Genomic DNA, 14,859 nt, shown 5'->3' on the forward strand with positions numbered 1-14,859 from the left:
GTGGTTGAACATCAGCACCAGGCTGAGCACCACCGCGCCGATGGCCGAATACAGCACCTTGGAAGGCGACAGCACGAAGAACGCGGCCACCATCAGGCAGGCGTCGTAGGACATCTGCACCTTGCCCGCGCTCCAGCCACGGGTGCGCTGCAGGTACACCGCCAGTATGCCGATACCGCCGAGGCTGGCACGGTGACGGATGAAGAACAGGATGCCCAGGCCGGACAATGCGCCACCGACGATCGCCGAATACAGCGGGTGGATGTGCGAGAAGTCGATCCAGCGCGGCAGCAGGTCGGTCAGCACGCCACAGGCGGTGACCGCGGCGAAGGTCTTCAGGGTGAATTCCCAGCCCATGCGCCGCACCGCCACCCAGTAGAACGGCAGATTGACCAGCACGAACACCACGCCGAAGTTCCAGTCCAGCGCGTAATGCAGCAGGAAGGCCATGCCCGCCATGCCGCCGATCATCAGCCCACTCTTGGCGAAGATGGCCAGGCCCAGCGAGGCCACCATCGTGGCCAGCACCATGCCCTGCACATCCTCGGCGATCGAGTGGCGCAGCGCTTTTTCGTCGGCGGTGGTACCGGCGCTGTCGGGCGGCGGGGTCAGCGGACCGGCGGTGACCAGGTGGCCGTCAGCGTCGTCGCACGGCGCGGGGCCATGGGAGGGAAGGGACATACGGATGGGGAACAGCAGGTGGGGAGCGGTATTAGACACGATCTGCATGACAGTTGCAGATGAAATCGTTCAGCTGAATGCGCCCCGCCCTGCCCTGGGCCCGCCGCTGCTCAGCCCTTGCCGGCCAGATGGTGCGCCACCAGCGCGTTGGCGTGACCATGGCCCAGGCCATGCTCACTCTTCAGGAAGCTGACCAGTTCCATGTGTTTCAGGCCCTTCTTCCCGGCCAACAACCCGAACCAGTGCGCCACCGGCTGCCCGTAGGTCTTCTCGATGGAGGGGAAATACGAGGCCGGGCCTTTCGGCTTGGTGTCAGTGCTCATGTGCAGCTCCCGTTGAAGTCATTCATTCGACGAACCACAGTCCCTGAAATCGACATCCCCACACGCCTACACAGAATGGGGTCGAAGCCGTTCCAACAGCTCGCGGGAAACTGTCAAAGGCGGGGTGGCTCAGGTTGCGGGGGCGTGAGCGCCATGGGCCCGAGGCATGCCTCGGGCGGGTTGGGCAGGACGCCCAACCCCGGTCTTGCCGTGTGCGCAGGACAGCGCACACGAGCAAGCGCGACCGAGGCTACATGGGTGAGGGCGCTTTGCTTGCGAAGCACTGCTTCGCAAGCGCCCGAACGCCCAGCCGCCAGCGGCTGGGCCGGGCCCCGGAGGGGGACTTGCGCCGTCCCCCGCAACCTGAGCCACCTCGCCTCCCACGGGAAGCCAGCTTTTGACGTTGCCGTTGACGTTGATTCGGCAGGTGCCGGGCGCAGCCCGGCCGTATCATCCCGTCATGCCCCGCGAAAACCTCAACGACCTGCAGGCCTTCGTCCACGTTGCCCGCGAGGGCAGCTTCACCAAGGCCGCCGCCCAGCTGGGCATATCCCAGTCCGCGCTCAGCCATGCCATGCGCGGCCTGGAACAGCGCCTCGGCGTGCGCCTGCTGACCCGCACCACCCGCAGCGTCTCCACCACCGAAGCCGGGGCCCGCCTGCTCGATACCCTGGGCCCACGCCTGGCCGAGATCGAGGATGGGTTGGCCGCGCTGGCCGAGTACCGCGAACGCCCGGCCGGCACCATCCGCATCAATGCCACCGGCCACGCCGCCGAGTACATCGCATGGCCACGGCTGGCGCCGCTGCTGCAGCAGTATCCGGATTTGAAGGTGGAACTGGCCGCCGACTACGGGCTGGCCGACATCGTGGCCGAGCGCTATGACATCGGCATCCGCCTCGGCGAGCGGCTGGCGCGCGACATGGTCGCTGTGCCGATCAGCCCGCCGCTGCGCATGCGCGTGGTCGGCGCGCCCAGCTACTTCCGCCAGCATGTGGTGCCACGACATCCGGACGAGCTGGCAGGCCACAACTGCGTGACCCTGCGCCTGCCCACGCATGGCGGGCTGATGCCGTGGGATTTCGGCCAGGATGGCAACGAACTGAGCGTGCGCGTCGCCGGCCAGTGGACCTTCAACACCATGGGCATGACCCGCGCCGCTGCGCTGGCCGGCAGTGGATTGGCCTGGCTGCCGGAAGACCAGGTGCAGCCGATGCTGGACGATGGCCGGCTGCAGTCGGTGCTGGACGACTGGTGCCCCCACTTCGATGGCTACTACGCGTACTACCCGTCGCGCCGCCACGTCACCGTGGCGATGCGCACGGTGCTTGATGCGCTGCGTGGGCCGATGGGGTGAGGGTCAAGGAGTGCGGACCAACGGTCCGCACCCGCCGGGTGGTCAGCCCTTGGCCTGCGCCGCACGCTGCGCGTTGTAGCGCTCGCCGACGATCGACACTTCATCCAGCGCCTGTGCGATGCGCTGCAATTCCTCCGGCGCCAGCTGCAGGTTGGCCGCGCCCAGGTTTTCTTCCAGGCGGTGAACCTTGGTAGTGCCCGGGATCGGCACGATCCACGGTGCCTGCGCCAGCAGCCAGGCCAGCGCCACCTGCGCCGGGGTCGCGCCACGAGCCGCAGCAATCGTACTGATGCGGTCCACCAGCGCCTGGTTGGCGCGGCGTGCTTCCACTTCGAAGCGCGGCACGGTGTTGCGGAAGTCGTTGGCGTCGAAAGTGGTATCGGCGTTGATCGCACCGGTCAGGAAACCGCGGCCCAGCGGACTGAACGGCACGAAGCCGATGCCCAGTTCCTGCAGAGTCGGCAGCAGCTCGCGCTCCGGTTCCCGCCACCACAGCGAGTACTCGCTCTGCACGGCGGTGACCGGCTGTACTGCATGCGCGCGACGCACGGTGGCGGCACTGGCCTCGGACAGCCCGAAGTGGCCGACCTTGCCCTCGGCGATCAGGTCGCGCACGGTACCGGCCACGTCCTCGATCGGCACGTTCGGGTCGACGCGGTGCTGGTAGAACAGGTCGATATGGTCGGTACGCAGGCGCTTGAGGCTGGCTTCGGCCACAGCACGGATGTTCTCCGGGCGGCTGTCCAGGCCGGCATCGGTGCGCGCATCCTTGAAGCCGAACTTGGTGGCGATCACCAGCCTGTCGCGGTAGGGTGCCAGGGCCTGGCCGAGCAGGTCTTCGTTGGTGTACGGGCCGTACACCTCGGCGGTGTCGAAGAAGGTCACGCCGCGCTCGACGGCGGCGTGCAGCAGGGCAATGCCCTGGCCCGTTTCGACCGGTTGGCCGTAGGCATGGGTCAGGCCCATGCAGCCCAGGCCCAGGGCGGAAACCTTCAGGCCGCTGCGGCCGAGTTCACGTGTCTGCATCGTCGTGCTCCAGAGAGGGGAGCGCTGACGATACGCCTGCATTGGCGATGGATTGAACCGGCTGGACGGCAGTCGGTCATGACCGGAATTCATCAATCGCCCGCGCGCCCGGTAGAGTCGACTGTCAGTCGACTCTACACATCGCCAGGTCACCGGATCTCGGAGATCTCCACGCCATCCAGCCCCTGCGACAGGGTGCGCGCGTCACCGCCCTGGCTGAGCTTGATACGCAGGCGTACCTCGTTCTGCGAATCGGCGTAGCGCAGTGCGTCCTCGTAACTGATCTCACCGGCCTGGTACAGCTCGAACAGGCTCTGGTCGAAGGTCTTCATGCCCAGCTGGACCGAGTCCTTCATCACTTCCTTCAGCTTGTGGATTTCGCCATCGCGGATGTAGTCCTGCACCAGCGGCGTGCCCAGCAGGATCTCCATCGCCACCTTGCGCGAGCGGCCATCGGGCGAAGGAATCAGCTGCTGAGCGACCACGCCTTTGAGATTCAGCGACAGGTCCATCAGCAGCTGGTTGCGGCGGTCTTCCGGGAAGAAGTTGACGATGCGGTCCATCGCCTGGTTGGCGTTGTTAGCATGCAGGGTGCACAGCACCAGGTGGCCGGTTTCGGCGAACGCGATGGCATGGTCCATGCCTTCGCGGGTACGCACTTCGCCGATCATGATCACGTCCGGCGCCTGGCGCAGGGTGTTCTTCAGCGCCGCTTCCCAGCTGTCGGTATCGATGCCGACTTCACGCTGGGTGATGATGCAGCCCTCGTGCTTGTGCACGAATTCGATCGGGTCTTCGATGGTGATGATGTGGCCGGTCGAGTTCTGGTTGCGGTAACCGATCATCGCCGCCAGCGACGTTGACTTGCCGGTGCCGGTGGCACCGACGAACAGGATGATGCCGCGCTTGGTCATCGCCAGCGTCTTGATGATCGGCGGCAGACTCAACTCTTCCACGGTCGGAATGCGCGTCTCGATGCGACGCAGCACCATGCCCACCTGGTTGCGCTGGTAGAAGCAGCTCACGCGGAAACGACCGACACCGGACAGGCCGATGGCGAAGTTGCATTCGTGGGTCTTCTCGAATTCCTCGCGCTGCGCCGGGGTCATCACGTTGAGGACCAGGTCGCGGCTCTGCTGCGGCGTGAGCGGGGTCTGCGTGATCGGCGAGATCTTGCCGTTGACCTTCATCGCCGGCGGCATGCCCGCAGTGATGAACAGGTCCGAGGCGCGCTGGTGCGCCATCAGCTTGAGGAACGAAGTGAAATCGATGGTGGTCGCGGTGGTGTTCACGGCAGGCTCCCGGAAAAGCGGTTTACCAAGTAACGGTCGATGGAGGAAACAACACGGAGCGGCCGCGCCATTGCACGCGCCGCCCGTGGCTGCCCCGCCTTACTCGAACAGGCGCTTGTCCTTGGCGTAGTCACGGGCCTGGTTGCGGGTGATCAGGCTGCGCTTGACCAGGTCCTGCAGGTGCTGGTCCAGGGTCATCATGCCGTACTGCTGGCCGGTCTGGATGGCCGAGTACATCTGCGCCACCTTGTCCTCACGGATCAGGTTGCGGATGGCCGGGGTGCCGACCATGATTTCCCACGCAGCGGTACGACCGCCACCAACCTTCTTCAGCAGCGCCTGCGAGATCACCGCACGCAGCGATTCGGACAGCATCGAGCGCACCATCGGCTTTTCGCCGGCCGGGAACACGTCGATGATGCGATCGATGGTCTTGGCCGCTGAGCTGGTATGCAGGGTGCCGAACACCAGGTGGCCGGTTTCCGCGGCGGTCAGTGCCAGGCGGATGGTTTCCAGGTCACGAAGTTCGCCGACCAGGATGATGTCCGGGTCCTCACGCAGCGCCGAGCGCAGCGCTTCGTTGAAGCCATGCGTGTCACGGTGCACTTCGCGCTGGTTGATCAGGCACTTCTGCGAGGTGTGCACGAATTCGATCGGATCCTCGACGGTGAGGATGTGGCCGTATTCGTTCTTGTTGATGTAGTCGATCATCGCCGCCAGCGTGGTCGACTTGCCCGAGCCGGTCGGACCGGTCACCAGGATCAGGCCCTGCGGCTGCTGGATCACTTCGCGGAACAGCGGCGGGCAGGCCAGGTCCTCGAGGGTGAGCACCTCGGACGGAATGGTACGGAACACCGCACCGGCACCGCGGTTCTGGTTGAACGCGTTCACACGGAAGCGCGCCAGCGACGGAATCTCGAAGGAGAAGTCCACTTCGAGGAATTCCTCGTAATCGCGGCGCTGCTTGTCGGACATGATGTCGTACACCAGCGCATGGACCTGCTTGTGGTCCAGGGCTGGGATGTTGATCCGGCGAACGTCGCCGTCCACGCGGATCATCGGCGGCAGGCCTGCGGACAGGTGCAGGTCGGACGCTTTGTTCTTTACGGAAAACGCCAACAGCTCGGCGATATCCATGAGCGGCTACTCCCCAATAACGGCTTCGACTGGAAGGATCTTTCCCCGGGCGGCAGTATAGCCTCCTGATTCAACGGAACGCGTTACGTGGCCACTCCCCTGCCCCAGATCCTGAGCAACCTGCATGCCGCCGCCGAGACCGCGGGCAGGCCCGATCCACGCCTGCTGGCGGTGTCCAAGACCCAGCCGGCCGAGGCCGTGGCCGCGCTGGCCGCACAGGGCCAGCATGCCTTCGGCGAAAACTATGTGCAGGAAGCGCTGGCCAAGATGCAGGCGCTGCAGCACCTGGCGCTGGAGTGGCACCTGATCGGCCACCTGCAGTCGAACAAGGCCGATGCCGTGGCCAGCCACTTCGACTGGGTGCAGAGCGTGGACCGGCCCAAGCTGGTAACGGCGCTTGCGCGCCATCGCCCGGCCGCGCGCGGCCCGCTGAACGTGCTGATCCAGGTCAACATCGACGACGAATCCAGCAAGCATGGCTGTGCACCGGAGGAAGTGGACGTACTCGCCGCCGCAATTGCCGCCGAACCCACCCTGCGCCTGCGCGGACTGATGGCGATTCCCGCGCCATGGCCCGAGGCCGAGCGCCGTCGGGATGCATTCGTGCGCATGCGCACACTTTTCCAGTCGCTGGCTGCCCAGCACACGCAGATCGACACGCTGTCGATGGGCATGAGCAGCGACTACGCCGAAGCCATCGCCGAGGGTGCCACCCTGGTGCGGATCGGTACCGCACTGTTCGGCGCGCGCCCGCGCCCAGCCTGACTTTCCAAGGAGCTTTCCATGGCAGCTGATTCCATCACTTTCATCGGCGGCGGCAACATGGCGCGCAGCCTGATCGCCGGCCTGATCCGCCAGGGCACACCCGCCGCGCACATCCACGTCGCCGAACCGGTGGCCGAACTGCGCCAGGCGCTGGCCGCCGACTTCGGTGTGCAGGTGCATGACAACGCCGCAGATGCCGCCGCGCAGGGCAGCACCTGGCTGCTGGCGGTGAAGCCGCAGGTGCTGCGTGAGGTCTGCCAGTCGTTGCGGGCACTGGCCCAGGCAAACCAGCCGTTGGTGGTGTCGATTGCCGCCGGTATCACCAGCGCGCAGCTGGAACGCTGGCTGGGCGGCAACCTGCCGGTAGTGCGCGCGATGCCCAACACCCCGGCCCTGCTCGGCGCCGGTGTGACCGGCCTGTTCGCCACACCGTCGGTGGACACGCAGCAGCACGCACAGGCCGAGAAGGTGCTGGCCAGTGCCGGGCGCACGGTGTGGATCGACAGCGAGGCGCTGATGGATTCAGTGACTGCCGTATCCGGCAGTGGCCCGGCCTATGTGTTCCTGCTGGCCGAAGCGATGGAAGCGGCGGGTATTGCCCAGGGCCTGCCAGCCGACGCCGCGCGCACGCTGGTGGTGCAGACCCTGCTGGGTGCCTCGCGCATGCTTGATGAAGCCGGTGAGAGCCCGGCCGAGCTTCGCCGCCGCGTGACCTCGCCGAATGGCACCACCCAGGCCGCGATCGAGAGCTTCCAGGCCGGTGGCTTCGAGGCCCTGGTGGACACCGCACTGCGTGCCGCACAGGTGCGTGGGCAGGAACTGTCTGCGGCGAATGATTGATCCCGATGCGTGCCGACCAACGGTCGGCACCCACCGTCATCCACGCCTGGCGTGGATGCTCATTGCCCCAATGTGGTCATGACGAAATCGACGAAGCACTGCAACCGCGGACGCGGCCTGCGGTCGGGCAGGTAGATCAGGTGCATCGGCCGTGGTTCGGGCAGGTAGTCGCGCAGCAGCGGCTTCAACCGCCCTGCCGCGATCTCACCGGCCAGCAATGCGGTCGGCTGCAGCACCAGCCCCGCGCCGGCGACCGCCGCTTCGCGCAACGCAAACCCATCATTGCAGGTCAGACGCGCCTCCCAATCCACCTGTTCGCCATTGGCCAACTGCCAGCCGTGGCCACCGCGCCAGGCCAGGTGGCTCAGGCAATCATGCCCCTGCAGATCCGCGGGCGTACGCGGCGTGCCGCGCCGGCGCAGGTAGGACGGTGCCGCACACAGGCTCATCGCATACGGTGGCAGCGGCCGCGCCACCACTTCCTGCGACGGCAGTGGCCCGACCCGAATCGCTACGTCGAAGCCGTCCTCGATCAGATCCACACGGCGGTTGCTCAGATCCAGTTCGATGTTCAACTGCGGCTGCGCGCGCAGCAGGCCGGCCAGTTGTGGCGCCAGCACGCAGCTGCCCCAGGTGGTGGGTGCGCTGACCCGCAGCAGCCCGCGTGGCTGTATCTGCAGTCCGGCCACGTCGGCCTCGGCCTGCTGCACCTGCTCCAGCACCTGCCGGCACCCGGCCAGGTAGGCGCTGCCGGCTTCGGTCAGGCGCTGGCGGCGGGTGTTCCGTTGCAGCAACGCGGTGCCCAGGTGCGCCTCCAGCTGCTGGATGTACTTGCCGACCATCACCGCCGACACCTGCAGCTGTTCGGCAGCCCCTGCGAAGCTCCCGCGCTCGGCCACGGCAACAAAGGCCTGCATGCAGCGAAGGGTATCCATTGCTAATCCAGAGTTAGGAATCTGCGAAGAATACGCCGCTTACCTAACCGCACCGTGACGGCGCAGACTGCGCTCACTCCCTCACGCAAGGAACGGCCATGAAGATCCTCCTCGTCGGTGCCAGCGGCACCCTCGGCCAGGCAGTCGCCCGCCAGCTCGGCCAACAGCATCAGATTCTCGCCGCCGGCCGCAGCAGCGGCGAACTCCGAGTGGACCTGACCGATGACGCCAGCGTCGCCGAACTGTTCGCGCGTACCGGCCCGGTCGATGCGGTGATCTCCACCACCGGCTCGGTGCACTTCGGCCCGTTGCAGCAGATGACGCCAGCACAGTTCAACATCGGGCTGCAGGACAAGCTGCTGGGGCAGGTGCGGCTGGCACTGGCCGCCCAGCACCACCTCAACGCCGGCGGTTCGATCACCCTGACCAGCGGCATCATCAGCGCCCAACCGATCCGCGATGGCGTCAACGCCACCGCCGTGAACACCGCACTGGAAGGCTTCGTACGTGCGGCGGCGCTGGAGCTGCTGCCCCGTGGCCTGCGCATCAATGTGGTCAGCCCGAACGTGCTGATCGAATCGATGGCGGCGTACGGCCCCTACTTCCCGGGCTTCGAAGCGGTAAGCGCGCAGCGCGCGGCGCTGGCCTTCCAGCGTGCAGTGGAAGGCATCCAGAGCGGCGAGACGATCACGGTCTGGTAAGAAAAAAGGGGACGGAGGGGATTAAGTCGTTAATGCACAAACGACATAATCCCCTCCGTCCCGTTTTCGTGGGTCACTCCCAGCGCATCGGGCCGTCGCCGCGTTCGCCGAGGACGTCACCGGGGTTGGCCAGGCGGCAGCGCTGCAGCGACAGGCAGCCACAGCCGATGCAGCCGGTCAGTTCGTCGCGCAGCAATTCCAGCATGTGGATGCGCTCCTCCAACTCGGTGCGCCAGCGCGCGGACAGCTTGGCCCAGTCGGCTTTGGTGGGTGCGCGCCCCTCGGGCAGGCTTTCGAAGGCACGGCCGACGGCTTCCAGTGGCATGCCCACACGTTGCGCGACACGGATCACGGCCAACCGTCGCAGCACGTCACGGCTGTAGCGACGCTGGTTGCCCGAGGTGCGCAGGCTGCTGATCAGCCCCTTGCGCTCGTAGAAATGCAGCGCCGAAACCGCCACGCCACTGCGCTGGGAGACTTCGCCAACGCTCAGTTCCTGGGACACCATTGCTTGACCTCAACTGCAGTTGAGGTGTCATGCTGCTATCTTCGCCGCCAGTTGACAAGCGCGGCCCGCATCTGACTCGTATGTCCCCCACTCTTTCACCCGCCGACGCCCGTGCACCGGCGGATACGTCGATCCTGTCCCCGCGCTACCGCGCCACCACCATCGGCATGGTGGCGCTGGTGGCGCTGCATGCCTTCGAAGCCCTGGCGGTGGCGGCGGCCATGCCGACCGTGGCCGAGGCCCTCGATGGCCTGCGCCTGTATGCGCTGGCCTTCGGCGGCACCCTGGCCACCAGCGTGATCGGCATGACCCTGGCCGGACGCTGGGCCGACCGCCACGGGCCCGCCAGGCCGCTGTGGTACGGCCTGGGCTGCTTCGTGCTGGGCCTGCTGCTGGCCGGCTTCGCGATGCGCATGGGCATGCTGGTGGCGGGGCGGCTGCTGCAGGGCCTCGGCGCGGGCGCGATCTCGGTTTCGCTGTATGTGATGGTCGGCCGCAGCTACCCCGAGCACCTGCGGCCGAAGGTATTCGCCGCCTTCTCGGCCGGTTGGGTGGTGCCATCGATGGTCGGCCCGGCGTTGAGCGGCCTGATCGTGCAGCACCTGGGCTGGCGCTGGGTGTTCCTGGCGGTGCCATTGCTGGCGGTTCCGGCGGCCCTGCTGCTGCGCCCCGCGCTGGCACGCATGCAGCCCAGTCCTGCCGGCAGCGCCGATGATGGAGGCGGCAACGTGGTGCGCTGGGCCAGTGGTGCCTCGCTGGCCGCGTTGCTGCTGTACTTCGGCGGTCAGCAACAGGGCCTGCCTGCCTTGCTCTGCATCGGCGTGGCGATGCTGGCGATGCTGGCGCTGCTGTTCTGCGTGCATCGACTGCTTCCGCCCGGAACACTGATCCTGCGCCGTGGCCTGCCCAGCGTGATCGCGCTGCGCGGCGTCGCGGCGGCCGCCTTCTTCGCCTGCGAGGCCTACCTGCCGCTGCTGCTGCAGCGCGAACGCGGGCTCTCGCCCAGCTGGGCCGGTGCCGTGCTCAGCCTTGGCGCACTGGGCTGGTTCGCCGGTTCATGGCTGCAGGGTCACCAGCAGCGTGGCTGGTCGCGCCAGCAGCTGTTGCGGGTGGGCACGACGATGATGACGGTCGGCATCGCCGCAACGCTGGCGGTGCTGTTCAACGTGGTGCCACTGCCGGTGTCGCTGCTCGGCTGGGCCGTGACCGGCTTCGGCATGGGCATGATCTACGCAAGCCTGTCGGTGCTGACGCTGTCGTTGTCGGCGCCGCAGGAGCAGGGTGCCAACACCTCGGCACTGCAGCTGAGCGAGGCCCTGTCGGTGACCACCGCGCTGGCGGTTTCCGGCGCGCTGTTCGCGCTGTTCGTGCAAAGCGCACCCCACACCGGTTACGTGCTGTGCCTGGCGATCACCTTCGGCCTGGCGCTGCTGGCCACGGTGATCGCGCGGCGGGTGTAACGCCGCCGCATTGCGGGATTGCCGGCCAGCGGCCGGCACTACCGGGTGCCAGTCCCCATGTCATCAATATCCCGGTGCAGGATGCGCCGCACCTCCAGCACCGCCTGCGGGGTCTCCTGCACGCTGTGGCCGGAAATGATCACCTTCTCCGACAATGCGCCCGGCAGGTGTGCGCTCCAGTACGGCACCAGCCCGTCATCGGACTTCTCCACCGGCAGTTCCGGTTTGCGCTGGGCGATGATCGAGTGGTACTTCAGGCCCGCTTCGATCGGCAGCTGTGCGGCGGCCTTCACGAACGGATCGCTGGCCTTGAGGTTGTCGATGCTGTTCGGGATCTTCGGCTTGGCGGTGCCATCGACCTGCTGCTCGGCCTGCGCCAGTGCCATGAACACGTCCTCGAACTTGCCGAGAATGGTCAGCGGCAGGCGCACCAGGCGACCGATCAGGCGGCCGACCTTGTTGCCGGCGATGTCGGTACCCTGGTGCGGTGCGGCGATGAAGATCGCGCGTTCCACGTTCGGCTGTGCCTTGAAATGCAGCAGCGGCCCCAGCTTGTTCTGCACCCGCTTCAGCCGTTCACCCTTCAGGTCGTAGTTGGCCAGCAGGTCATTCCACAGCACGTCGCCCGAGTCGCTCACCAGCAGCCGCGCCAGTACACCGCCCATGCTGTGGCCGATGTAGACCATGTCCTTCGATGCACGCGTGCTGCCGTTGGGGTCGAAATGCTTCAGCGTATCGTTGAACGCATTGGCGATCTCGTAGCGGTTCAGTGCGATCGGCGCATTGGTCGGGTAATAGACCTGCCAGACCTGGAACTGCTGGCGCAGCTCGGGATCGCCCATGATCTCGTTGGCCAGGTTCACCCAGGCTTCCGGGCTGCTGGCCAGGCCGTGCAACATGAAGATGATGCGGCGGTTGGGGTCCCACGGCTGCATCAGGTAGATGTGCGGCTCGCCGATGCCCTCGCTCATGCCGAACAGGGTGCGCAGCGACTGCCGGGCGAAGCCACTCTGCGCCAGCCACAGGCCATAGGCCGCGGTGAAATTGCCGGCCAGCGGTACCTGCTCACCGTGCAGGGTGATGCGCTCGGTGGCTTCCGGCGAATAGGCATCCAGCTCGACCCGGCGTGTGCGCATCACGTCTTCCAGGCTGCTGCCCTCGAAGCGCAGCAGCGCTGTGACGTTGATCGAGGACATCTCGCTGAACTCAGGCACCGAGTCGTCATGGCGATGGCGGCGGCCACGGCGTGCGTCGTCCTCATCCTCCTGCGGCGCCTCGGCCTTGGGGCCATCGGCTGCGATCACCGGCGCAACCAGCTTCGGCGGATCCATCACCATCACCAGCTCGGCGCCGAAACCATCGCGGCGATAGGTGCTGCGCAGGCCGACGAAACTGACGGTACCGGCCGGCACCAACTGCGCCGGGATGCTCTTCAGGTTCAGCTGCTGGTAGTTGGAGGCCAGCGACCAGCTGCCGACCGAGACCGGCTTCGTGTAGTCCTCGCCGGCAAGTGCCGCCGCACGCGCACGCACGAACAGCACCACCGCTGCTTTCTCGGCCGCGTAGTTGTAGTAGTCACGCACCTGCGTCTGCCGGTCCTCGAAGGCACGGTCGGATGGGGACCTGCCGCTGTAGAACAGATACGCATACGCGTAACGCGCCGCTTCCAGCCAGGCATCCAATGCCGCATCGCTCATCGGCGGATCACCCGCTGCGGTCTTCTTCGGCGTCAGCGCCAGCGCGGCCTTCACCCACAATTCGGACAGCGCCGACAGCCGCTGCTCGACATTGAGGTCATCGGTCATCAGCAGCGTGCTGCGGCAGACCAGAAAGTCCTTCTCGCACTGCGACTCGTCCAGGCCCGCCGCGCTGAGCGTCTCGCGCGCGGCTGGGCTGAGCTTGCCGGTGTTGAGCACATCCGCGCGCTTGTTGACCAGCGAATCGCTGGATTTGACCTGCTTGACGGTCACCATCGCACAGCCGCTGCTGCCCAGCAGCAGGAAGGCCGCAAGCAGCGCCGGCAGCATGCGCTGCCAGCGGGTCAGAAAGAGTTGGGTCATTACTGCGGGTCCTGCTCGGTGCCGGGCACGCCCTGGCGGATCACGGTGGAGAAGTGCGGGCCATCGCCCAGGTCCAGCGCACGCTGGGTGATGCGGCCCTTGGCATGCAGCTCGGTGTACGGCACCCCCGGAGTGAGCGCACCGACCTCCTGCGCGTACTCGGCCAGGTAACCGGACAGCAGCAGGCGGTAATCCAGCGGCAGGCGCGGTGCGATGTGGCGGGCCAGGTCGAAGACGATGGTGGTGCAGTTGCTGGTCAACGTGTTGTAGAAGCCGGGCTTCGCATCCAGTTCGCGGGCCTGCGCGATGTACGCAGCGAACAGTTCCTTCAGCTGCGTGCGGTCCATGCCATGCAGGCGGTACAGGTAGACATCCTCGCCACGCGCGTTGGTGCGTGTGCGGATGATGTCGGTCTCCTCCGACGCCACCAAGGTCATCTCGAACTTGCGGAAGAAGCCGCCCAGCGCCGAGAACGACTCACCGCGCTCCTTGCGGATCTCCAGCGAGAACACCACGTGGCGACCGTCCTCGAAGCCGAACGAGATGAGGGTGTGGGCGATGGCCGGGCCCATCCAGTACGACAGCACCAGGTCGGCCGAGCGCAGCTGGTCCAGGTCGTACTCGCGGCGCACCCAGTGTGTGTCGTAGTCGGTTTCGGTGCGCCAACTGAAGTCACGCACATTGTCCAGCACGACGTGGCGGCCATCGAAGGACACCACGTGCAGGCGCTGCGCCACGTCATCGGCCCACAACCGGTCCTGGCGCGGGGTCAGCAGCAGCCACCACAGGCCGGCCAGCGCCAGCGATGCCCCGAACGCCAGACCCAGGCGGCGCGAGGCACGGCCCCGCGCGACCCGCCACGACGCCCACAGCGCAACCAGCAGCCACAGCCCGGCGACGCCGGTGGCCAGCCAGCCCGGCCCCGGCAACTGATAGGCCAGCAGCCCGGTCACCCACAGCGCCAGCAGCGCCATGGCACTTCCTGTCATCCAACGTCCTGCGGCGTTCACTGGCATCCTGTCGCGGTCTTGAAGCCGCATAGTTAGCCACAAGCGGGTTCACCGTGGCATCTACGGCCCGTTCAGGCAGGCCGGTGCACCGTCGGCGGCGGCCTCTGCGGCCAGATTCACCTCACAGGAGCAACGATGGGCATCACTTCCGTGGCCGGCGTTCCGGTCCAACCCCGGCATCGCGCCACCTGCCACTGCGGCACGGTCGAACTGCTGCTGGACCTGCCTGATGGCATCGTCGATCCGCGCCGCTGTGACTGCTCGATGTGCCGCCGCCGTGGCGCCATCGCCGCCAGCGTCGCACGCGCGGGCCTGCAGGTGGTGCGCGGGCAGAACCACCTGCAGCTGTACCAGTTCAACACGCATGTGGCCGAGCACTATTTCTGCGGCGTGTGCGGCATCTACACCCACCACCGGCGTCGCTCCAACCCGGACCAGTACGGCTACAACGTGGCCTGCCTGGAGGGCATCGACCCGTTCGCACTGGGCATCATTCCGGTCAACGACGGGGTCAACCACCCCGCCGACCGCACCGCCTAGTGGCGTGTGCGCCGCGGCGGTGCGGCGACCTTCTGCCAAGGCGCCATGCCGCTGCGCCCGGCCCGCACCGGGCGTTTCAGCCAGGGCCGACGGGGCGTCGCCTGTGGTTCGGCAGCGACCGGGGGAGGGACAGGTCTGCGGCCAGGCCAGAGATGGTCGAGCAGCCACATGGCAGGTCTCCGTGGGGGACGGGGACGACCTACGCTAGCGACAGCTGGGCAAAG

At 66.8% G+C, this 14,859-nt stretch carries 14 protein-coding genes and 1 pseudogene; 6 read left to right on the forward strand and 9 right to left on the reverse strand.

Translation table 11 applies throughout. From position 1 onward, the window contains the following. The coding region (locus tag N5D45_RS04120; RefSeq protein ID WP_279938507.1) for a YitT family protein at nt 1–681 on the reverse strand (681 nt) is incomplete at its 3' end. Between the two features lie 110 nt (nt 682–791). After that, nucleotides 792–1,004 (reverse strand): DUF4287 domain-containing protein, encoded by a 213-nt coding sequence (locus N5D45_RS04125; RefSeq protein ID WP_014646220.1) that lies wholly within the window; start codon nt 1,002–1,004, stop codon nt 792–794. Nucleotides 1,005–1,464: 460 nt separating this feature from the next. On the opposite strand from N5D45_RS04125, the gene N5D45_RS04130 reads away from it, so the two are divergent. Continuing rightward, complete coding sequence (locus tag N5D45_RS04130) at nt 1,465–2,361, forward strand: LysR family transcriptional regulator (protein WP_057503305.1); 897 nt, start codon at nt 1,465–1,467, stop codon at nt 2,359–2,361. Between the two features lie 42 nt (nt 2,362–2,403). Here N5D45_RS04130 and N5D45_RS04135 read toward each other — a convergent pair whose 3' ends face one another. From N5D45_RS04135 to N5D45_RS04145, 3 genes are all read right to left on the reverse strand, one after another. Next, nucleotides 2,404–3,387, reverse strand: a complete 984-nt coding sequence (locus N5D45_RS04135; RefSeq protein ID WP_057503304.1) for an aldo/keto reductase — start codon at nt 3,385–3,387, stop codon at nt 2,404–2,406. A gap of 149 nt (nt 3,388–3,536) precedes the next feature. Continuing rightward, nucleotides 3,537–4,679: a PilT/PilU family type 4a pilus ATPase gene (locus tag N5D45_RS04140; protein ID WP_006422552.1), complete on the reverse strand. Its 1,143-nt coding sequence runs from the start codon at nt 4,677–4,679 to the stop codon at nt 3,537–3,539. Between the two features lie 99 nt (nt 4,680–4,778). Further along, nucleotides 4,779–5,816 (reverse strand): type IV pilus twitching motility protein PilT, encoded by a 1,038-nt coding sequence (locus N5D45_RS04145; protein WP_006422551.1) that lies wholly within the window; start codon nt 5,814–5,816, stop codon nt 4,779–4,781. An 87-nt stretch (nt 5,817–5,903) separates the two neighbouring features. On the opposite strand from N5D45_RS04145, the gene N5D45_RS04150 reads away from it, so the two are divergent. Both N5D45_RS04150 and proC read left to right on the forward strand, forming a co-directional pair. Beyond that, nucleotides 5,904–6,581: a YggS family pyridoxal phosphate-dependent enzyme gene (locus N5D45_RS04150; RefSeq protein WP_057503303.1), complete on the forward strand. Its 678-nt coding sequence runs from the start codon at nt 5,904–5,906 to the stop codon at nt 6,579–6,581. Nucleotides 6,582–6,599: 18 nt separating this feature from the next. Next, complete coding sequence (gene proC, locus N5D45_RS04155; RefSeq protein ID WP_057503302.1) at nt 6,600–7,421, forward strand: pyrroline-5-carboxylate reductase; 822 nt, start codon at nt 6,600–6,602, stop codon at nt 7,419–7,421. Between the two features lie 59 nt (nt 7,422–7,480). On the opposite strand, the gene N5D45_RS04160 is transcribed toward proC, so the two are convergent. After that, a complete protein-coding gene (locus N5D45_RS04160) occupies nt 7,481–8,356 on the reverse strand; it encodes a LysR family transcriptional regulator (protein ID WP_057503301.1) in 876 nt (291 codons plus the stop codon). Nucleotides 8,357–8,427: 71 nt separating this feature from the next. Here N5D45_RS04160 and N5D45_RS04165 point away from each other — a divergent pair. Further along, nucleotides 8,428–9,057, forward strand: a pseudogene (locus N5D45_RS04165) (short chain dehydrogenase); the annotation flags it as partial. A 73-nt stretch (nt 9,058–9,130) separates the two neighbouring features. On the opposite strand, the gene soxR reads toward N5D45_RS04165, so the two are convergent. Then, nucleotides 9,131–9,565, reverse strand: a complete 435-nt coding sequence (soxR, locus tag N5D45_RS04170) for a redox-sensitive transcriptional activator SoxR (protein WP_019336938.1) — start codon at nt 9,563–9,565, stop codon at nt 9,131–9,133. 29 nt (nt 9,566–9,594) lie between these two features. On the opposite strand from soxR, the gene N5D45_RS04175 reads away from it, so the two are divergent. Further along, complete coding sequence (locus tag N5D45_RS04175) at nt 9,595–11,025, forward strand: MFS transporter (RefSeq protein ID WP_279938488.1); 1,431 nt, start codon at nt 9,595–9,597, stop codon at nt 11,023–11,025. 38 nt (nt 11,026–11,063) lie between these two features. Here the strand turns inward: N5D45_RS04175 and N5D45_RS04180 are convergent, their stop codons facing one another. Both N5D45_RS04180 and N5D45_RS04185 read right to left on the reverse strand, forming a co-directional pair. Continuing rightward, on the reverse strand, nt 11,064–13,085 hold the full coding sequence (locus tag N5D45_RS04180) for an alpha/beta hydrolase (RefSeq protein ID WP_057503298.1): 2,022 nt from the start codon (nt 13,083–13,085) through the stop codon (nt 11,064–11,066). Next, entirely contained in the window at nt 13,085–14,059 is a 975-nt protein-coding gene (locus N5D45_RS04185) for a DUF4105 domain-containing protein (protein ID WP_082587854.1), read from the reverse strand. Before N5D45_RS04185 ends, N5D45_RS04180 begins: the two co-directional genes overlap by 1 nt. A gap of 171 nt (nt 14,060–14,230) precedes the next feature. Between N5D45_RS04185 and N5D45_RS04190 the strand changes: the two genes are divergently transcribed. Next, a complete protein-coding gene (locus tag N5D45_RS04190) occupies nt 14,231–14,635 on the forward strand; it encodes a GFA family protein (protein ID WP_049453579.1) in 405 nt (134 codons plus the stop codon). Nucleotides 14,636–14,859 lie beyond the last annotated feature (224 nt).

Origin of the sequence: Stenotrophomonas sp. GD03819, assembly GCF_029841665.1 — a bacterium.
GTDB classification, from domain to species: Bacteria; Pseudomonadota; Gammaproteobacteria; order Xanthomonadales; family Xanthomonadaceae; genus Stenotrophomonas; species Stenotrophomonas geniculata.